Raw genomic sequence first — 21581 nt, 5'->3', positions numbered from 1 at the left:
CAAACAAGGCGCTTATAGCGCCTTGTTTTTTGGATTGGATAAATTATCTATAGGTTTATCTCTGGAACTGATAAACGCTACCTAGTTTCATGATCTGTGTCAGTTCATCCAGAGCTGTTCGAGATTCGATGATTAGCTGAGGGTCTGCAAGATCTTGGGTGGTTAATCTGTCGCGGTAATGTTTATCCACCCAAGTATTTAAGCGCCCAAATAAGCCCTCATTCATTAAGGTATGTTGATTTACTGCAGCAACTTCCATGTCATTCATCGCAACACGTAAACGTAGGCAGGCGGGGCCGCCGCCGTTTTGCATACTTTGTTTTACGTCGAAGTAAAGCACTTGCTTAATGGGGGTGTTTAGCGTCAGTAGTTCATTCAAATAGGCAAATACTGCGGGGTTTTCTTGGCAATCTGTTGGAGCAACAATAACCATTTCGCCAGAGGGCAGCGTGATGATTTGAGTATTAAATAAATAACTTTTTACGGCATCATTAATACTGACTTTTGCAGTTGGCACTTCGATGAAATACAGGTCAGTATCAAGCTTACGTTTAATTTCATCGATTTTATGTTGTGTATTTAAGAAAGCTTGTTCATGGTAAAACAGCACATTCTGGTTACCAACCGCAATAACATCATTATGAAATACCCCTTGGTCAATTACATCGGGGTTTTGCTGAATAAAGACACAATTATCCTCTTCAAGTTGATGTAAACGCGCCACTGCCATCGACGCTTCTAAGGTCTGTCTTGCTGGATATTTTTGTGGTTTAGGTGCACTGGGGTTGGTGGCTTCCTGCCCGTAAACAAATAGCTCTACGCCAGCATGGCCATATTCTTTACAAAGCCTTGTGTGGTTTGCCGCACCTTCATCACCGAAGCTATTATGCTCAGGTAGATGACTATGGTGATGAAAATAGTGGGGATCATTGAAAGTTGCTGTTAGTATGCGCCCCGTTGTGAGTGGCTCGATGCTGCGATGCAGCTTATCAACTAAGTTGGCTGGGGTAAAATGCAGTTTTCCGTCACGAGTGTCAGCACTTGGCGAGACTGTTGCGGCATTGGCTGTCCACATACTGGATGCACTGCAACAGGCATTAAGCAACATAGGCGCTTCTTTCGCGGCTTGTTGTATAACATTAGCATCAGAGCCAGAAAATCCAATTCGGCGCAATGTATAAAGGTCTGGGCGCTCTTGAGGGGCTAACATACCTTGAACCATACCCATATCAGCAAGGGCTTTGGCTTTTTGTAGCCCTTGTTTCGCAGCGGCTTTGGGATTAGAGGCTAAAGCGGCGTTGCTCAGTGACGCAACATTGCCAAAAGACAATCCTGCGTAATTGTGTGTTGGTCCAACGAGTCCATCAAAATTCGCTTCAAAGTGCTTCATTGCTTATCCTTGTGATAGGGAAGGTTATTATTTGTTTAGTGTCCCTGAGGGGGCCAGTATACTGTGAAGCTTTTTGGGCGCACAAGCGCAGGTTTTTGTGCTTAAAGCAGCTTTTTGGCCATAAATGCATAACTATTTCTTGCTTGCTGGCCAATAATGAAATATTAGTTTTTAATTACGCATATATATTTTTACATTTTTTCAACTTTGATTAAAAAGTGACTCGCTGGTACATATAAAAGAGGGATTAACTTGAAACTATTCACACAACCCTCTATATATGGTGCCAATTTCCACCTTCTTGAGATTTTTTGGCGCAAAGTAAACTATGGGTAAATCGCTAGTAATTGTCGAATCACCGGCCAAAGCTAAGACTATTAATAAATATCTTGGCAAAGAATTCATCGTTAAATCGAGCGTAGGTCACATCCGTGATTTGCCGACATCATCGACTTCCGAAGGCAATGAAAAGGTTAAATCCGCTGCCGAAGTAAAGAAAATGTCGCCAGAAGAAAAAGCTCAATATAAAAAGGTGAAAGATCAGCAAGCGCTGGTATCTCGCATGGGCGTAAATCCCGAGAAGGGATGGGCGGCCAAGTATCAAATACTTCCTGGTAAGGAAAAAGTGGTTAAAGAGTTACAGGCGCTGGCGGATTCTGCTGACACCATCTATCTCGCAACCGACTTAGACCGTGAAGGAGAAGCTATCGCCTGGCATTTGCAGGAGGTGATTGGTGGCGACCCTTCGCGGTATCAACGCGTCGTTTTTAATGAGATCACTAAAACAGCAATTCAAGATGCTTTTAGTAAACCGTCAACACTCGATACCAACATGGTTAATGCCCAGCAAGCTCGTCGCTTTTTAGACCGAGTGGTGGGTTTTATGGTGTCACCTTTGTTGTGGAAAAAAGTCGCCCGCGGCTTATCTGCAGGACGAGTGCAATCGGTAGCTGTTCGCTTAGTGGTTGAACGCGAAAGTGAAATTAAAGCCTTTGTGCCAGAAGAGTTCTGGGATGTCCATGCTGAGCTCAGCACGCCCGCTCAAGAAGCCTTGCGGATGGAAGTGGTTAAGCATTTAGATGCTGCCTTTAACCCTGTCAATGAACAGCAAGCAATGGCCGCGGTTCAAGCGTTATCAGCAGCAAGTTACACAGTGCTTGCCCGTGAAGATAAAGCGACCCAAAGTAAACCATCAGCTCCTTTTATTACCTCTACATTACAACAGGCTGCGAGTACGCGTCTTGGTTTTGGTGTGAAGAAAACCATGATGATGGCCCAGCGACTTTATGAAGCTGGTCATATCACGTATATGCGTACTGACTCGACTAATTTAAGTCAAGAGGCGGTAGAGAACCTACGTGAGATGATTGCCAAAGAGTTTGGTGATAAGTATCTCCCTGCAGAGCCTATTCGTTATGGTTCTAAAGAAGGTGCACAAGAAGCTCACGAAGCGATTCGTCCATCTAATGTGCATGTGCAAGCTGCCACATTATCAGACATGGAACGTGATGCTCAGCGTCTGTATGAGTTGATTTGGCGCCAGTTTGTGTCGTGTCAGATGACACCAGCGCAATATGATGCAACTAAGTTAACTGTAAAAGCGGGTGACTATGAGCTTAAAGCCACCGGACGTACCTTACGTTTTGATGGTTGGACTCGCGTGCAAACTGCACTTAAAAAGAAAAATGAAGAAGATAGTACTTTGCCATTTGTAGCACAAGGCGATGTATTAGCATTAAAAGAGTTGCAGCCTAAGCAGCACTTTACTAAGCCGCCAGCACGATACAGCGAAGCGTCTTTAGTGAAAGAATTAGAAAAACGTGGTATTGGCCGCCCATCGACCTACGCAACAATTATTTCAACTATTCAAGACCGTGGTTATGTGAAGGTTGAAAATCGTCGTTTCTATGCTGAAAAAATGGGTGAAATAGTCAGTGAACGTTTAGTCAGTAGTTTTGCTGATTTAATGAGCTATGATTTTACCGCCAGTATGGAGCAAACATTAGATGATGTGGCTCGCGGTGAACTCGATTGGAAGAAAGTTCTTGATGGTTTCTATGCCGATTTTACTAAGCAATTAGAAAAAGCAGAGCTCGATCCTGAAGAAGGCGGCATGCGTCTTAACCAAATGGTGATGACGGATATTAAATGCCCCACTTGTGGTCGTCCAATGGGTATTCGCACCGGTACAACGGGTGTGTTCCTCGGTTGTTCTGGTTACGAGTTACCACCAAAAGAGCGCTGTAAAACGACGATGAATTTAACGCCTGGCGTTGAGGCTATTAGCGAAAACAGTGAAGATGCTGAAACCGATGCGCTACGTGCAAAGCATCGTTGTAGTATCTGTGGCACGGCGATGGATAGTTACCTGATTGATGAGAAGCGTAAGCTACATGTCTGTGGTAATAACCCTCTTTGTGAAGGCTATGAAGTCGAAGAAGGCCAATTTAAGATCAAAGGTTACGAAGGCCCGCTGATTGAGTGCGATCGCTGTAGTAGCAATATGGAGCTTAAAAATGGTCGTTTTGGTAAGTACTTTGGATGCACGAATAGCGAATGTAAAAATACCCGTAAATTATTAAAGAACGGTGAAGCTGCGCCACCAAAAGAAGATCCTATCTATTTGCCAGATCTTAAATGCACTAAGTCTGATGCCCATTTTGTGTTACGTGATGGCGCGGCAGGCATTTTCTTGGCAGCCAGTACGTTCCCTAAATCACGGGAAACTCGGGCACCTCTGGTTGAAGAGCTCGTTCAATACCGTGAACTACTGTGGCCTAAGTATCAATATTTAGCCGATGCTCCTGTTACCGATGATGAGGGTAATAAGGCGGTCGTTAAGTTTAGCCGTAAGACTAAAGAGCAATATGTTGCTACTGAAGTTGACGGTAAAGCGACAGGCTGGTCTGCGCATTATGTCAATGGTAAGTGGGTAAGTGAAGCAACAACGAAGAAGGCCAAGAAAAGCTAACTTCTATGAGCTCAGATTTAAAATGAAAAAAGCCAAGTCATGTGACTTGGCTTTTTTTGTAATTACGTTTTTTTATCGTTATTGTAATGATAAACAAGATTAGATTACTAATAAATGAAACACTAACTTGAGTTTGTTGACGATAGGGCGCTGATGCTTATACAACCACAACATGCCAATCGATCACCATTTCTTTTTCGGTTGAAACAGCATATCAATATCATCATCTTCATTTTTAGATTTAGCTACTCGGGGTTCAGATTGTTTCTGGGCGCCCATAATCTCGTCGAGTAATAGCTTGGCTTCATCTACCTTACGAGCAATAAAAGGATCATTAGGTGTCTGTGCTTTGATAGCATGTAAAGTTGCCAGAGCTTTGGTAACCATTTGTTTTGATGAGCCATATTGCTTCATGAAACTGGCAGCTCGTGCGCGAGAAAGCATTGAGTCAACGTTAATTCTGAGCTGTAAGCTATCAATGCGGCTTTCTTCCTGAGCAAAAATATTCGGATCAACTTTGCCTTTATTATGTTCAGCCCTGAGTATGGCTTTTAACTTCTTTAAGGTTTGTACTAACGCTAAAATCTGTTTGTCATTATCTGGTAATTTAAAGTTTTCAATCGGTGGCGTTTGAGGTTGGCCAGATTGCAAAGTCGTTATTTGATTGTTGATATCGGCTAGGCGTCGTTGATAATCCGCTTGCTGCTGACCATTACTTGCTGCCGTAGCAGCTTGCAACGCATCTTGTACTCGACGGTACAAGACTAAGACGATATTGGTGCTGCAGGGCATCATACCTGTGTTTGATAAAACAACTTCTGTTTCATCAATAATTGCCCTTTGGCGAGCAAATTCGGTGCGCCGCTCTGCTTCCGCACGTTCTCTCTGTTGTTGTAAAACGTTAATTCCGATAACAAGTAATAAAAGTGCACCGATAAGGATCAGAACCAAGGTGAATGACATAGATGTTCCATTATTTATCCAATTGAACTAATGCTACAATAAATCAATAAACTAGCATAGTTATCTTAGCCTAGGTTATCATTTCTGTCGTATGAATCTGCAGACTTGCGCGCTATATTCCAATTTACTTTAGTTTTTACTATATACTATAACGATTGATTATAGCTGAGCTCATTTATGACTCAGCTGTTAATGGCATTTTTCGTGGTTAGATACAAGGAAATAAAATGAAACTGCAACAACTCAGATATATTGCCGAGGTCGTCAAGCATAACCTTAATGTATCGGCAACAGCTGAAAACTTGTATACATCCCAGCCTGGGATCAGCAAACAAGTTCGTATGCTAGAAGATGAGTTGGGGATCCAAATATTTGGTCGTAGCGGTAAACATTTAACCCATGTCACACCTGCGGGTCTACAAGTGATCAGTATTGCCAATGACATTTTGGGAAAAGTTGATAGCATTAAAAAAGTATCTGAAGAATACACTAAGCCTGATCAAGGCGAGTTAAATATTTCTACTACCGATACACAGGCGCGTTATGCATTACCGACGATCATTCGTCAGTTCATTGATCGCTATCCTAAAGTGAACTTGCATATGCATCAGGGCACACCGTCGCAGATCAGTGAACAAGCGGCTCGTGGTGATGCCGATTTTGCCATAGCAACCGAAGCTATGCATTTGTATTCAGATTTAATTATGTTGCCTTGTTATCACTGGAATCGTTCTATTGTCGTACCTAAAGATCATCCACTTGCAACGCGAAATCAAAATTCTCCAATAAGTATTGAAGAGTTAGCACGTTTTCCACTGGTCACGTATGTTTTTGGTTTTGACCGCGCTTCTGAAATCGAGAAAGCCTTTAACCATGCTAATTTAGAACCTCGTGTTGTATTTAGTGCAACCAGTGCCGATGTGCTTAAAACCTATGTGCGCTTGGGTTTAGGTGTTGGTGTGATTGCCTCAATGGCGATTGACCCTATTGTTGATAAAGATTTAGTCGCTATTGATGCGGGACATTTATTTGCGCACAGTACGACTAAAATTGGCTTTAGGAAAGGCAGTTTTTTACGCAGCTATATGTATGACTTTATTCAACATTTTGCACCACATTTAACCCGCGATGTAGTTGAAAAAGCTGTAGCGTTACGGGATCAACAACTTATTGATGAAATGTTTGCGGATAAAAATTTACCGATGCGATAGTAAGGTAAATATCGTTCTCGCAGTTAACAAAAATAATCCATAAAAAATGCCGCTGAATAAGCGGCATTTTTTATGGATATTTATAATAGATTGGATATTTATGGACACTTATTTTACGACAGAATAAATCCTTCGCCATTAGCTCAAGATAAAGAATTATGGCCGAGTTAAGAGATATCCATTTTATCTAACATTTCCAACTGTGCCAGTGCAATAACGGCTTGTGTACGATTGCGAACGCCGAGTTTTCTAAAAATTGCAGTGGCATGTGCCTTAATTGTCGCTTCTGATACGCCTAAATCATAGGCAATTTGTTTATTCAATAAACCTTCAGCAAACATTTGCAGTACTTTATATTGTTGTGGTGTTAAGTCAGATAATTTACTGGCCATTTTATCAACAGCATCATCTTCAATTGGAATGATTTCAGCGCCTTTGGGCAGCCAAATATCGCCGAACAATACCGCTGTGAGAGCCTCTTTAAGGGCTTCCATGGAGGACGATTTGGGGATAAATCCGCTACTACCGTAATGAATCGCACGGCTGATGGTATTAATGTCTTCGTGAGCTGAAATTACCACAACGGGTAAGTCAGGGTAATGTGAGCGTAAATGGATAAGGGTAGAGTAGCCGTGTGAACCAGGCATTTGCAGATCCAGTAACACGAGATCGTAATTAACATGACGATCATCAAGTACTACTTGTAGTGCATCAGCACTGTCGGCTTCAAACCATTGTGCATGCTCAAAGGCACTTGTGAGTGCTTGACGTAGTGCATTTCTGAACAATGGATGATCATCTGCGATAATTATATTTAAGTTTTCTAGCTTCATGGCTTTTATGATTATGTTCGTTGCGCGTGAAGATTGAACTCAATGTAACAGAAAAGTAATCAAGGATCCTATTGCTTTATTCGCCAAGAAGAACAAAATTTTGATATGTTTCTGGTTGTTAGATTTCGATCGCTATATTGCTAAGCAACATACGCAGCGTAACGTAGCCATAAAAAGCCTAGGATAATGGACTAATCTGTATCTTTATAAGGCTTAAAAACTATCTGTTAGGCCACACTTGAGTAGGATTTCGTTGTTCGTCAACCGCAACAAAGGTAAATACACCTCGTATTGCATGCTCTCGATGATCTTGGTACATATTTTCGACATAAATATTAACTTCTACTTTTAGAGAAGTATTACCTACATGGATCACCCGAGCGATAAGCTCTGCTAATGTGCCGGCAGGAATCGGTTTTTTAAAGTCGATTCTATCTGAACTGACGGTAACCAATGTTTTGCGACAAAAGCGTGTAGCGGCAATAAAAGCGGTTTCGTCCATCCAAGCTAATGCCTCGCCACCAAATAGCGTATTGTGGTGGTTAGTTATTGCTGGGAAAACCGCTTTAATGACTCGAGCTTCTGATTGATTTATCCGTTGTTCGATAATATCAGAATAATCAGTTTGGGTTTGTTCTAGTGCGTTCGACATACATTAACCTAAAGTTATACGATAAAAGTCTAAGAGGGGCGGAGTATAACGACATCAATAAAACTTGCCTAGAATTAGCCAAAACTTATCGATAATCGCACTTTTACGCCCCTGAAAATAACATTTTAGCAATATGCTGAAACGCTTATGTAGCCTAAATTTAATACAGTTGATAGTGTGAAAAAAAAGCGTGTTCTCTTCATTGCTAGATTGTGAATACAGTAAGTGACTATTTTTTCGGATTAAATATAAATCCTGCATTTGATATATCATATGCAAAATAGTTATAACCAATGGGTTAACAAAAATGAAACATGAGTATAGGTTGGCAATGTCACGACTGTTGCCTTGCAGTTTGGGAGTTTGATTTCAAACTCACTTTGGGTAGTTGACATCAATATAAAACAATAAAAATAGTCATAAGGAATTTACCCATGAGTAACGTTACATCCAGATTGTCTACGCGAGCACCGCTTGCGATGGCAATTGGTCTATCACTGTTTGGCGTGAGTTTGCACGCGCAAGCAGTTACGGTTAGCTGCGAAGGCATTGCGCCTTGGTCAGCAGGTCAAGTGTATGCCACACCAACCCAAGTCACCCACCAAAATGCGCTGTATAAAAACCAGTGGTGGACCACCAATGAATCGCCATCTACGGCTGCGCAGGGAAATGTGTGGAAGAACCTTGGTACTTGTGATTCGGGCGTCGTGAATCAAGCACCTGTTATTACCGTCACATCTCCTGTCGCAGGCGCGAATGTTAACGTTGGCGATAGCGTCGTATTAGCGGCCAGTGCAACAGATGCCGATGGCACAGTCGCAAGTTTAGTTTGGTCGATTAATGGCGTGGCGGTTGCAAGCCCTTGGGCTGCTACAACGGCAGGCACAGTGGTATTTCAAGTGCGTGCAGTGGACGATAGAGGCGCCGAAACGTTGCAAAATATCAGCGTGTTAGTTACTGATACGCAGGAGGCAAACGTAGCACCTGTGACGACTATTTTGTCACCAACAAATGACAGCGTTGTCAATGCGGGGGAGAGCGTATTAGTACAAGCACAAGCGAGTGACAGTAATGCTGGCGATAGCGTTTCACGAGTGGAGTTGTGGCTGAATGGTCAGCTCAAGGTGAGTGATAACAGCGCGCCATATCAATTAAGTTTTACGCCAAGTGCGGCGGGACAATATCAACTGGTGACCAAAGCCTATGATACCCGCGGAGGAGTCGGCACATCAGCAGCAATAAATCTTGTTGTTAATGCCGCCAACGTAGCGCCAACGGTGAGTTTAAGCGGTATCGAGCAAGGCTTTGTAATGGCGCTCAATACGCCACTGACGCTCAATGCTACTGCGAGTGATGTCGATGGCAGCGTCAGCCGTGTGCGCTTTTGGGTCAATGGTGAACTCGTTAGCGAAGACACCACGGCGCCCTATAGCGCTGAATATAGCGCTGTAATTGATGGACCTGTACGTTTACAGGTTGAAGCGATTGATGATTTAGGCTTGAGCGCGATGTCTGGCGCGGTAACCGGTTTTGCTGGCACGCCAAGCACAGATGATGAAAGTTGTCGTCCAGAAGGGTTATTGGATAATTCACCTTATTGCCAAGTGTATGATTCTGAAGGCCGTGAAAAAATGGGCGCTGATCATGCGCGTCGTATCATCGGTTACTTTACGTCTTGGCGCACGGGTAAAAACAATCAACCTGCCTATTTAGCTAACGATATCCCGTGGGATAAAATCACCCACATTAACTATGCGTTTGCGCATGTTGATGCTAGCAACAAAGTGTCTATTGGCAATCCAACCAATCCTAATAATGCTGCGACTGGCATGACATGGGAAGGGATTGCGGGCGCCGAAATGGATCCGCAATTTGCCTATAAAGGGCATTTCAACTTACTGAACAAATACAAGAAACAACATCCTAATGTCAAAACGCTGATCTCGATCGGTGGCTGGGCAGAAACTGGTGGTTTCTTTGCCGATGATGGTACGCGTGTGGCGTCGGGTGGCTTCTATGAAATGACCAAAACCCAGCAAGCTATGGATACGTTTGCCGATTCTGTGGTGACTTTTCTACGTACCTATGGTTTTGATGGCGCAGATATCGATTATGAATATGCAACATCTATGGCCAAATCGGGTAATCCAGATGACTTTGCGGTTTCCGAGCCAATGCGCGCGAGCTTATTCAAACAATACGATGTATTGATGAAAACTCTGCGTGAAAAACTCGATGCAGCGGGTGTTGCCGATGGTAAACATTATATGTTAACCGTGGCGTCACCGGCTTCAGGCTATTTACTGCGCGGGATGGAAGCGTACCAAATGACCCGTTATTTGGATTACGTTAACATCATGAGCTACGACTTACACGGTGCGTGGAATGACTTTGTTGGCCATAACGCGGCGCTGTTCGACACAGGTAGCGATGCCGAACTGGCATTTTGGGATGTGTACAGCACAGTGCAATACGGCAATATTGGTTACCTCAATACCGATTGGGCTTACCATTATTTCCGCGGCGCTATGCCTGCCGGTCGTATCAACATAGGTATTCCGTATTACACCCGCGGTTGGCAAAACGTACAAGGCGGCACTAACGGTTTGTGGGGCTTAGCGGCTTATCCTAATCAAAGTGCTTGCCCTACAGGTACGGGCGATGGTACATCAAACTGTGGTTATGGCGCACAAGGCATTGATAACCTATGGCATGATTCGGATATGCGTGGTGACGAAATGTTCGCCGGTTCTAACCCTATGTGGCATGCCAAAAACCTTGAGCAAGGTATTAGCGGCAGCTATCTTGCCGCTTACGGTTTAAAACCTGATACCGATCCTGCTGATGCATTAGTGGGTGTATATGAGCGTCATTACGATGCCGTTGCTGAATCATCTTGGTTATGGAACCCAACTAAAAAAGTGTTCTTATCGACAGAAGATGAGCAAGCCATGGCGCGTAAAGTGCAATATGTGGTTGATAAAGGCATCGGCGGCGTGATGTTCTGGGAACTGGCGGGTGACTTTGATTGGTATCCAAGCCGTAACAACGGTCAAGGTGAATATTTCATCGGCGATACTATGACAACCATTGCCTATAACGGTTTTGCCACGGCAACGCCTTACGGCAACCGCATTAGCAACAGCGCGGCGCCAACACAAACGTTAGCCTTAAGTGCTGAACTGAAAGGCTTTAAAGTGGGCGACAGTAATTATCCTATTACGCCTGATCTGGTTATCACCAACAACAGCAGCGTTACCATTCCGGGTGGCGCGGTGTTTGAGTTTGATATTTCAACCTCAACTTCAGCTGAAATTAGCGATCAATCGGGTATGGGCTTAACGGTAATGGTCGATGGCTCTAACGCCGCGGGCAATAACATTGGTGGCTTGGAAAACGATTTCCATCACATCAAGTTCACTCTGCCAACGTGGAAGAACATCGCACCGGGCGCGAGTTTTGAGGGCGTGATCAAGTACTACTTACCTGTGTCTATGCCGTCTAACTTCACCGTGAGCTTTAATGGCCAACGTTATGCGTTTGCGGGCAAAGACAGCGTGAGCGTAACGCCAACAGACCCTACTGCCTGCGAACTTAATCCAAGCCTGCCAGAATGCATCACGCCACCAGTTGGCAATAGCTGTGCAGCCAAGGGCATTAATGCCAGCACAATTGCAGCGTATCCTAATTTTCCGCAAAAGGATTGGCAGGGCAACCCAAGCCATGCCGCCACGGGCGATAAAATGAAGGATGCCAGCAGTGTGTTTGAAGCGCTGTGGTGGACGCAGGATAAACCTGGTACCACAAGTTCTTGGAAGCCTTTGTGCAGTCTGTAAACACTCGTCAAACTGTTCACCCTAACGCGACGCGATAGGGTGACTGCCTGCGCCAGTCGTACTCAGTATGCGACTGGCGCATTTTTTTAGAACAGCCATTTATTATGTGAATAACAGAAGGAATCTTGTTATGTCAGCAATTTTTTCAGTGCGCCGCCTTGTCAGCGCGGCAATATTACTGGGCATTAGCCAGCAAGCACTAGCCCATGGTTTTGTTGAGTTCCCTAAAGCAAGACAGCAATTTTGTGTTAACGATGGCGGCTATTGGTGGCCAGCCGACGGCTCAGGTATTCCAAACCTTGCCTGTCGCCAAGCCTTTACCGAAGCCGGCACAGTACAATTTGTGCAAAATAATGAATTTTCAATCAATGTGAGCGATTATAACAATTTAGCCGCCGTTAAAACTGCGATCCCTAACGGTTTGTTATGTGCAGGTGGCGACACTGCTAAACGCGGGCTTGATTTACCCTCGGCGCATTACCAGCGCACCACAGTCACCCCCGACGCGAATGGCCAAATTGAACTCTTGTTCGATGCCCATACACCGCATAATCCCAGTTTTTGGCAGTTTTTCTTGTCAAATAGTGACTTTAACAGTGCTACTGAATCGTTAAGTTGGGAAAAACTCACTTTAGTCGATGAACTGCAAGATCAACCGATTGTGATTATCAATGGTAAAAAGTTCTATCGTATTATGGTGACATTACCTGCAAGTCGTAGCGGCGATGCGACCTTGTATACCCGCTGGCAACGTAACGATGTGGTGGGTGAAGGGTTTTATAACTGTAGCGACATCCGTATTGGCGCGGGCACTGTTGACCCTGATCCAACGCCGACACCCGACACTTGGGTTACCGCTGGCGCGTATGTGCCCACAGGCGTTAACCCTAAGGTTGGCGATGAAGTGTGGTTTAGGGTGTTTTCTGCCCAAGGCGATGAACGCGTGTTTGAGCGGTTAACCATCACGCCAAGCAATGTGGCAAATTGGGCGCAGGAATTGGCGGGCATCATTGCCGCAAGCCACAGCGCGCAGGTGCAAGTTGGCGTGAAGCAAACCAGTGGTGCTATCGTGTTTTCGGCCACCGACATCGTTACCAACCAAGTGTGGCTGCAAGCGGCAGATCAAAGCTATCGCTTAGATCTTAAATCCGCGCCAAGCGCCATCGTTGCGTTGACCGGGTTAGCCAGTGAATACACTTTGGCCGAAGGAAAAGCACAATTACAGCTGAGCTTAAGTGCTACTAATAGCCCTAACCAAGCGATTGAAACCCAAGTTAGGGTGCAAACCCTTGGCGCGCCAGCGGGCACTTGGGTGTTTGAGCAAAATCTGAACGTCGGCGAAACAGTGCAAGCACTGGCTATTTCACTGACGCAAGCGGGCGATTATGTGCTGCACATTAACCAAGCTGTTAGCGGTCAAGCGCAGCAGTTTGCTTTTAAAGTGAATACTGAGGCGACAACGCCGCCAACGACCTGTGGGATAAGCGATCCAGCCGCTGGGCGGTATGCTGCTTGGAATGCCAGTAATGCCTATCAAACAGGTGATAAAGTCGCTCATGCACAATTAGTGTGGCAGGCCAAATGGTGGCAACAAGGTAGTGAACCAAGCAGCAATAATGAGGCGTGGCAGCTGGTGAGTGTGGTGACTCAACCTTGGTCGGCGAGCATGGGTTATCCGCAGGGCGCACAGGTGAGTTATCAAGACAAATTATGGCAAGCTAAGTGGTGGAGCCGTAATGAAGTGCCGAGTGCAAGCTCTGCTTGGACAGATAAAGGCGCTTATGTTTGTCCTTAATTATTGTTTGAATGACTTTTTGTATGAGATTATGGCGTTAGCGCTGGTGGATACAAGTCATGTTGATTGAGCTAAGACTGAGTTGCTAGTTGAGTTGAAAGGGCTGTGGCGGTTTATGTCATTATTGTCCTAAGCTTCAAAAACACTGAGTTAATGCTAAAAAGAATAATGGCCATAAAGTCGCTGATTAATAGCAGCTTTATGGCCATTTTTATTGCTTTATCGCCAGTTAGATGTTGTTAAACAAGGCGCGTCTGTCACGTGAGGCGCTGGCTAAATCGCGTAGCAGTTTTTCAGAGTCGTGCCAATGTAAGCACGCATCGGTAATACTCTTGCCATAACATAATGGCTCGCCAGCAATGACTTTTTGATTGCCTTCCTCAATAAAGCTTTCGGCCATAATGCCGGCAATGGCGCTACTGCCGGTACGCATTTGCGCCATGATTTCATCGGCAACCGTGAGCTGTTTAAGATGGTTTTTCTCGCTATTGCCGTGGCTGAAATCGACTATCATACGTTGAGTTATGCCAACGGATTCGAGTTGTTGGCGTGCTTTTTCAACATCGGCAGCATGATAATTCGGTTTTTTACCGCCACGTAAAATAATATGTCCGAACGGGTTACCGTGGGTGCGATAAACGGCCATTACGCCATCTTTATCCGGTGAATAAAAAATATGTGGTGCTTGTGCAGCACGTACGGCATCGACGGCGATATTGATGTTGCCATCGGTACCATTTTTAAAACCAACTGGGCACGATAATGCAGAAGCCATTTCACGATGAACTTGGCTTTCAGTGGTGCGTGCACCAATCGCGCCCCAAGTTATAAGGTCTGCAATATATTGACCGTTCACCATATCTAAAAATTCGGTGGCAATCGGTAATTTTAATTCGGTGATTTGCTGCAGTAACTCGCGGGCAATGCGTAGACCTTTATTGGGTTCAAAACTGCCATCAAGATCAGGATCTGAAATTAATCCTTTCCAGCCGACTATCGTGCGCGGCTTTTCAAAATAGACGCGCATTAAAATACACAAATCATCTTTCAATTCTTGATGTAACGCAGCTAAGCGCTGCGCATAATCTAACGCTGCTTGAGTATCGTGGATTGAACATGGGCCGATGATGACCAATAAACGCTGATCTTCACCACTAATAATGGCTTCGACTTCACGGCGTTGTTGAACTAGATAATCGGCCGCATCTTGAGTTAATGGGAACTCAGATGCCAGTTGCGCAGGTGAGATGACTTTTGCTAATAAGGAGGTGCGTAGTTCGTCTGTTTTAATGGTCATTCAAAATACCGAGCTTGCGTGCGGCGCTTTTTCGCCAGATTGCCTCGGATTATAACGAATCGAACCGAGTTGCACAGTGCCAATTGCGTTAATTATCGGCAACCGTGCAATGAATTTAATTTAAGTTAGACCTCTTTACGTTAAATTCACTCGGATTATCGGGGTGAGTTTTGTTCTTTTATCTTAAAACATGTGCCGTTCAAGGCCCGTGACATCCAATATTTTGGTCGCTATTTCTTCGACAGAATGATTGGTGGTGTCGATATAGGGAATACGTTCGCGTTTAAATAGCATTTCCACTTCTTTGACCTCTAAACGGCACTGTTTGAGCGATGAGTAGCGGCTGTTCTCCATACGGCTTTGGCGGATTTCGTGTAAACGCACGGGATCGATTGTCAGGCCAAAGAGTTTTTTCTTATTGCGTTTAAGCGCTTCAGGTAATTTAAGATCATCCATATCATCTTCGGTAAACGGATAGTTGGCCGCCTTAATTCCAAACTGCATCGATAAATACAGACTCGATGGCGTTTTACCACAGCGTGACACCCCCAGTAACACTAAATCGGCTTTATCCATGTGTTTCATGGTTTGGCCGTCATCATTATCCATCGCAAAATTAATCGCATCGATACGCGCTTCATAGCCATGATTAGCTTTTCCATGAGTTCGATGTAGCACTGGAGAAGCTGAAACACCTAAATGTTGCTCCAGAGGTGCGACAAAGGTATTCAAAAAATCATAATCTAAGCCTTCACTGGAGTAGATGATGTCGCGAATTTCAGGTTTTACGATCGAATGGAACACTAAGGGCCGCTCACCTGTTGTAATAAAACAATCATTAATTTGGCGCTTAACTTGCTCGGCTTTGGTCGGAGTTTCGACGAAAGGAATGGTAAGTGACTCAAATTCTAGTGGAAATTGCGAGAGAACCGCATGACCAAAGACCTCAGCAGTGATTGCTGTCCCATCGGAAATATAGAATACTTTTGGTGCCATACTGACCTCTTGTAGTAATAAAATTACAAATGAAATTATAGATTTACGCATGTTGAGCTGGAGTGTAAAATGCCGCTGCCCTCGTGTGAAGGGGCCACTGAAATAAACTTGCGGAGATAGAACTGTGCAGCAATACGTACTCTGGTATCAAGAATTAGGCATGGGTGACGTCAACTTGGTTGGCGGCAAAAATGCTTCTCTAGGCGAGATGATCAGCAATCTGGCTAATGCCGGCGTTCAAGTACCTGGCGGATTTGCGACAACTTCCTATGCTTTCAATGAGTTCCTTGAACAAAGCGGAGTTAACCAGAAAATTTATGACATTCTAGCCACATTGGATGTAGATGATGTCAATGCGTTGGCTAAAGTAGGCGCACAGATCAGGCAGTGGGTTATCGACACGCCATTCCAACCTGCATTCGAGCAAGCCATTCGTGAAGCTTACGATAAACTTGCCGCAGAAACGAGCGAAGCTTCATTTGCCGTTCGTTCTTCAGCTACTGCAGAAGATATGCCAGACGCATCCTTTGCGGGTCAGCAAGAAACCTTCCTAAACGTGAAAGGTTATGAGTCTGTGCTCGTTGCTGTTAAACACGTATTTGCATCGCTGTTTAACGATCGCGCTATCTCTTACCGTGTTCACCAAGGTTACGAGCACCACGGTGTGGCTTTATCTGCTGGCGTACAACGTATGGTACGTTCAGACAAAGCGGCCTCAGGTGTGATGTTCACTATGGACACTGAATCTGGCAATAACGATGTGGTATTTATCACTTCATCTTTTGGCCTAGGTGAAATGGTTGTTCAAGGTGCAGTTAACCCTGATGAATTTTATGTTCACAAACCTATTTTAGCCTTAGGTCATAAGGCTGTTGTGCGCCGTAATATCGGTAGCAAGCTCATCCAAATGGTGTATTCAGATGACGTTGCTCACGGCAAACAAGTCAAAATTGAAGATGTCGCTGCAGACAAGCGTCGTCAATTCTCTATCAACGACGCCGAAGTTGAAGAGTTAGCAAAACAAGCCATGATTATCGAAAAACATTACGGTCGTGCCATGGATATCGAATGGGCAAAAGACGGTAATGACGGCAAGCTGTATATCGTTCAAGCGCGTCCAGAAACGGTACGTAGCCGTGAAGACGTACAATTGATTGAGCGTTATCACTTAAAGAGCCGCGGCGCTGTGATCTGTGAAGGTCGCGCTATCGGTCATAAAGTGGGTACTGGCGTTGCTAAAGTATTAACGTCTATTGCTGATATGGATCAAATACAACCTGGCGATGTGTTAGTCACCGACATGACTGATCCTGATTGGGAGCCTATCATGAAACGCGCTAGCGCGATTGTCACCAACCGTGGCGGCCGTACCTGTCATGCGGCAATTATTGCCCGTGAATTAGGTGTGCCAGCGGTAGTGGGTTGTGGTGATGTGACTGACCGTATCAAAACCGGTCAAATTGTGACGGTTTCTTGCGCTGAAGGTGACACAGGTTTTATTTACGAAGGTAAACAAGATTTTGAAGTAATTTCAAATCGTGTTGATTCGTTGCCTGAACTGCCAATGAAAATCATGATGAACGTCGGTAACCCAGACAGAGCATTTGATTTCGCCCGTTTACCAAACGAAGGTGTGGGTCTAGCGCGTTTAGAATTCATCATCAACCGTATGATTGGTATTCATCCGAAGGCACTGCTTGAGTTCAATCAACAAGACGCTGCGCTGCAAACTGAAATTAACGAGATGATCGCCGGTTACGATTCTCCAGTTGAATTCTACATTGCTCGTTTAGTTGAAGGTATCGCGACTATCGGCTCGGCTTTCTATCCTAAGAAAGTTATCGTGCGTATGTCAGACTTTAAGTCTAACGAATATGCCAACTTGGTGGGCGGTGACAGATATGAGCCAGAAGAAGAGAACCCAATGCTGGGTTTCCGCGGTGCAAGCCGTTATATCTCTGAATCGTTCCGTGACTGTTTTGCCCTAGAGTGTGAAGCGATCAAACGTGTCCGTAATGACATGGGCTTGACGAACGTTGAAGTGATGATCCCGTTCGTACGCACAGTAAAAGAAGCTGAGCAAGTGATCGGCCTGCTTAAAGAGCAAGGTTTAGAGCGTGGTAAAGATGGTTTACGCGTCATTATGATGTGTGAAGTGCCTTCAAACGCGCTATTAGCCGAGCAATTCCTTGAGCACTTCGATGGTTTCTCTATCGGCTCAAACGATCTAACTCAACTAACACTCGGCCTTGATCGCGACTCAGGTATTATCAGCCATTTGTTTGATGAACGTGATGAAGCGGTTAAAATGTTACTTTCTTTAGCGATTAAAGCGGCTAAAGCAAAGGGCGCGTACATTGGTATTTGTGGTCAAGGTCCTTCGGATCACGCCGATTTTGCAGCTTGGTTAGTCGCGCAGGGTATTGATACTGTGTCACTTAACCCTGATACCGTGATTGATACTTGGCTATATTTGGCTGAAGCACACGGGTGATCTGTAGCGTAATTTTATAAAGATGTTAAAAAAGCCGCTTTTTAGCGGCTTTTTTTTGTTTATAATGGCGCTATAACGATAATTGACAGAAGCCAGCCATGTTACCCCTGCTATCACATCAACAAACATTAGAGCCCGTGTATTTGGCGTACCTTGATGCGCTAGAGCAAAGCACCTTTTCCGGTGACATAGACAAACGTTACAGTGCCCGTTTAGTGCAAGCAACGGACAACTCAGTGTATCAATTTCTGCCTCAAGCCGTGCTGTATCCTAAAACCCAGTTGGATATCCAAATTGCCTTAACGCTTGCTGCTACCGATGAGTATCGCAGTGTAACTTTTAGTGCGCGGGGCGGCGGTACAGGCACAAATGGACAGTCGTTAACCCATGGTTTGATTTTGGATGTGTCGCGTTACATGAACCGCGTGCTCGAAGTAAATGCTGAGCAAGGTTGGGTGCGAGTAGAAGCGGGCGTGGTTAAAGATGCGCTCAATGATGCATTGCGCCCCCATGGTTATTTTTTTAGTCCCGATTTATCCACCTCAAACCGCGCCACGATTGGCGGAATGATCAATACCGATGCCTCGGGTGCGGGTTCACTGGTTTATGGTAAGACATCCGATCACGTGCTGGCGCTGCGCAGTGTATTAATTGATGGCAGTGTGCTTGATACTCAGCCTTTAGATGCGCAATTACTATCTAACCTCAATGAAGTGAGTACAAATCCCCTTGGGCAAAAACTAATTTCTGCGGTAGCGGCGGTATGCCACGAAAAACGAGCCCAGATTGAAACGCAGTTTCCTAAGCTCAATCGTTTCCTCACGGGTTATGATTTAAAACACGTGTGGAACGATAGCCTAACTCAATTTGATTTATCTCGAATTTTGACCGGCTCAGAGGGCACACTTGCCGTCATCACCGAAGCGAAACTGAATATCACCCCACTGCCGACTGAGCGTGCCATGGTGAATATTAAGTATGATTCGTTTCAATCAGCATTACGTCATGCACCATCGCTAGTGGCTGCGCGCGCGACTGTGGTTGAAACTGTCGATTCAAAAGTACTTAACTTAGCCCGTGAAGACATTGTCTGGCATTCCGTTGCTGACTTAATTCAAGAAGTGCCAGGTAAAGTCATCGATGGCCTTAATATGGTTGAGTTTGCGGGTGATACCGCGGACGTTGAGCAAAGGCTGGCGAGTCTTGAAGCTGTTTTAACGGCACAAATCAGGAATGGTGAGTGCGGCGTATTGGGTTACCAAGTGACGCAAGATAAGCCCAGTATTGAAAAAATCTATGGCATGCGTAAAAAAGCCGTTGGCTTATTGGGCGCGACAAAAGGCCGACGTAAGCCTATCGCCTTTGCCGAAGATACCGCAGTACCGCCCGAAAAACTCGCTGATTATATTATGGAGTTTCGCGCAGTATTAGATGGGCATAATCTGCAATACGGTATGTTTGGTCATGTAGACGCGGGCGTATTACATGTTAGGCCCGCGCTTGATATGTGCGATGTTGAAGATGAAAAACTGCTGCGAGTGATTTCGGATCAAGTTGCGGCGCTCACGCTTAAATACGGCGGCTTGATGTGGGGCGAGCACGGTAAAGGTGTGCGCGGTGAATACGGTCCATCGGTATTTGGCGATGAACTTTATAGCGTGTTGCAAGATATCAAAGGCTGGTTTGACCCCGATAATCGTCTTAACCCAGGTAAACTGGTAGCACCTAAAAAGGTGGGCGCGCTTTACTACGATATCGATAGTGTTAAGCGCGGTAAGTTTGACCGACAAATTCCTATCGAAATTCGCGATGCATTTCCCGATGTAATGAACTGTAACGGTAACGGTCTGTGTTTTAACTACAGCAGTTATTCGCCCATGTGTCCGTCATTTAAGGTGACAGGTGACAGAGTCCAATCTCCCAAAGGGCGCGCAGGGCTCATGAGAGAGTGGCTAAGGCTACTTGAGGGTGAAGGAGTAGATGTAAACGCACTGGCAAAAGCCAAGCCTCTAGGCTTGTTGCAGCGCGTGCAAAATACCTTTAATGCAAAACGTGATTATGATTATTCCCATGAAGTAATGGAATCGCTTAAGGGGTGTTTAGCCTGTAAAGCTTGCTCTGGACAGTGTCCGGTTAAAGTGGATGTGCCAAAATTTAGAGCGCAATTTTTTAATATTTACTATCAACGTTATTTAAGGCCAGCGAAGGACTATCTCGTTGCGGGGATAGAAGACAGCTTGCCATTGATGGCCGCCGCGCCGCGCCTGACTAACTTTGCTGCGCAAAATCCATTCAGCCAATGGGTGATTAAAAAAGCTATTGGTTATGTGGATGCCCCCGCGTTATCGGTGCCAACCTTAAAGCAAAGACTTGATGGTCATGCGAGCCGTGGGTATGACTTAGCAGCATTACAAGCGATTCCAGAAGAAGCGCGCGCGCAGTTTGTGCTGGTGGTGCAAGATCCCTTTAACAGTTTTTATGACTCAGGCCTTGTTTATCGATTTATCCAGTTAATTGAAAAGCTTGGTTTAAAACCTGTGTTGTTACCCTATAAACCCAATGGTAAGCCAACGCATATTAAAGGTTTTTTAGATAAGTTTGCAAAAACGGCGCAGTCGAGTGCTGACTTTTTAAATCAAGTGCATAGATTAGGTATGCCTATGGTCGGTATCGATCCTGCCTTAGTCTTGTGTTATCGCGATGAATACCGTGAAGTATTAGGGGGCAATCGCGGTAATTTCGAGGTGAAGCTTGCCAATGAGTGGTTACTTAATATCATCAAGGATTTACCCGCAAAAGCTGAGCAAGATAAGCAATACACTTGGTTTAGTCATTGTACTGAATCGACGGCCAAGCCAAATACCGCCAATGAGTGGACTAAAATATTTGCTCACTTTGGCGCTAAGTTAACCGCAGTCAATTTAGGTTGTTGTGGCATGGCAGGGACCTATGGCCATGAGGCTGAAAATCTCGAGCGTTCTAAGGCATTATTTGATATGTCTTGGCAGCAAACCTTGGCAAAAATTGAGCAGCCACAAGTGTTGGTCTCAGGGTATTCTTGTCGCAGCCAAGTGAAGCGCTTTGCGGGCTATAAACCAAAGCATCCGCTTGAAGCACTGCTCGAGTTAGCGAATATATAAGGG

12 protein-coding genes are annotated in these 21581 nt (G+C 44.9%); 6 read left to right on the top strand and 6 right to left on the bottom strand.

The features are described 5' to 3' along the window. Nucleotides 1–55 precede the first annotated feature (55 nt). Nucleotides 56–1390 (bottom strand): N-succinylarginine dihydrolase, encoded by a 1335-nt coding sequence (astB, locus tag C9I43_RS08105; RefSeq protein ID WP_107883121.1) that lies wholly within the window; start codon nucleotides 1388–1390, stop codon nucleotides 56–58. A gap of 328 nt (nucleotides 1391–1718) precedes the next feature. Here astB and topA point away from each other — a divergent pair, with 328 nt between their 5' ends. Next, a complete protein-coding gene (gene topA, locus C9I43_RS08100; RefSeq protein WP_076499651.1) occupies nucleotides 1719–4361 on the top strand; it encodes a type I DNA topoisomerase in 2643 nt (880 codons plus the stop codon). A gap of 183 nt (nucleotides 4362–4544) precedes the next feature. Here the strand turns inward: topA and zomB are convergent, their stop codons facing one another. Beyond that, on the bottom strand, nucleotides 4545–5324 hold the full coding sequence (zomB, locus tag C9I43_RS08095) for a flagellar motor control protein ZomB (RefSeq protein WP_107883120.1): 780 nt from the start codon (nucleotides 5322–5324) through the stop codon (nucleotides 4545–4547). Nucleotides 5325–5551: 227 nt separating this feature from the next. Between zomB and cysB the strand changes: the two genes are divergently transcribed. Further along, nucleotides 5552–6535, top strand: coding sequence for an HTH-type transcriptional regulator CysB (cysB, locus tag C9I43_RS08090; protein WP_076499654.1), 984 nt, complete (start codon nucleotides 5552–5554; stop codon nucleotides 6533–6535). Nucleotides 6536–6702: 167 nt separating this feature from the next. Here cysB and C9I43_RS08085 read toward each other — a convergent pair whose 3' ends face one another. Together C9I43_RS08085 and C9I43_RS08080 are read right to left on the bottom strand one after the other, a co-directional pair. Then, nucleotides 6703–7368 (bottom strand): response regulator transcription factor, encoded by a 666-nt coding sequence (locus tag C9I43_RS08085; RefSeq protein WP_076499656.1) that lies wholly within the window; start codon nucleotides 7366–7368, stop codon nucleotides 6703–6705. Between the two features lie 220 nt (nucleotides 7369–7588). Beyond that, nucleotides 7589–8020 carry an acyl-CoA thioesterase gene (locus C9I43_RS08080; protein ID WP_107883119.1) on the bottom strand — a complete coding sequence of 144 codons (432 nt, stop codon included), beginning with the start codon at nucleotides 8018–8020 and terminating at the stop codon, nucleotides 7589–7591. Nucleotides 8021–8454: 434 nt separating this feature from the next. Here C9I43_RS08080 and C9I43_RS08075 point away from each other — a divergent pair, with 434 nt between their 5' ends. Both C9I43_RS08075 and C9I43_RS08070 read left to right on the top strand, forming a co-directional pair. Further along, the gene (locus C9I43_RS08075) at nucleotides 8455–11856 is read left to right on the top strand and encodes a chitinase C-terminal domain-containing protein (RefSeq protein WP_107883118.1); all 3402 of its coding nucleotides are present in this window, start codon (nucleotides 8455–8457) and stop codon (nucleotides 11854–11856) included. A gap of 130 nt (nucleotides 11857–11986) precedes the next feature. Next, nucleotides 11987–13651: a lytic polysaccharide monooxygenase gene (locus tag C9I43_RS08070; protein ID WP_181317865.1), complete on the top strand. Its 1665-nt coding sequence runs from the start codon at nucleotides 11987–11989 to the stop codon at nucleotides 13649–13651. Between the two features lie 229 nt (nucleotides 13652–13880). Here the strand turns inward: C9I43_RS08070 and C9I43_RS08065 are convergent, their stop codons facing one another. Continuing rightward, a complete protein-coding gene (locus C9I43_RS08065) occupies nucleotides 13881–14948 on the bottom strand; it encodes a 3-deoxy-7-phosphoheptulonate synthase (protein WP_107883116.1) in 1068 nt (355 codons plus the stop codon). A gap of 183 nt (nucleotides 14949–15131) precedes the next feature. Beyond that, the gene (gene ppsR / locus C9I43_RS08060) at nucleotides 15132–15944 is read right to left on the bottom strand and encodes a posphoenolpyruvate synthetase regulatory kinase/phosphorylase PpsR (protein ID WP_076499664.1); all 813 of its coding nucleotides are present in this window, start codon (nucleotides 15942–15944) and stop codon (nucleotides 15132–15134) included. Between the two features lie 124 nt (nucleotides 15945–16068). Between ppsR and ppsA the strand changes: the two genes are divergently transcribed. Together ppsA and ydiJ are read left to right on the top strand one after the other, a co-directional pair. Then, a complete protein-coding gene (ppsA, locus tag C9I43_RS08055) occupies nucleotides 16069–18438 on the top strand; it encodes a phosphoenolpyruvate synthase (RefSeq protein WP_107883115.1) in 2370 nt (789 codons plus the stop codon). 98 nt (nucleotides 18439–18536) lie between these two features. Continuing rightward, the gene (gene ydiJ / locus C9I43_RS08050) at nucleotides 18537–21578 is read left to right on the top strand and encodes a D-2-hydroxyglutarate dehydrogenase YdiJ (RefSeq protein ID WP_107883114.1); all 3042 of its coding nucleotides are present in this window, start codon (nucleotides 18537–18539) and stop codon (nucleotides 21576–21578) included. The last annotated feature ends 3 nt before the right edge of the window (nucleotides 21579–21581 follow it).

It is taken from the genome of Shewanella morhuae (assembly GCF_003028295.1).
GTDB classification, from domain to species: Bacteria; Pseudomonadota; Gammaproteobacteria; order Enterobacterales; family Shewanellaceae; genus Shewanella; species Shewanella morhuae.
The sequence above is the reverse complement of the archived record's forward strand: the minus strand, read 5'-3'. Positions and strand labels throughout refer to the sequence as shown.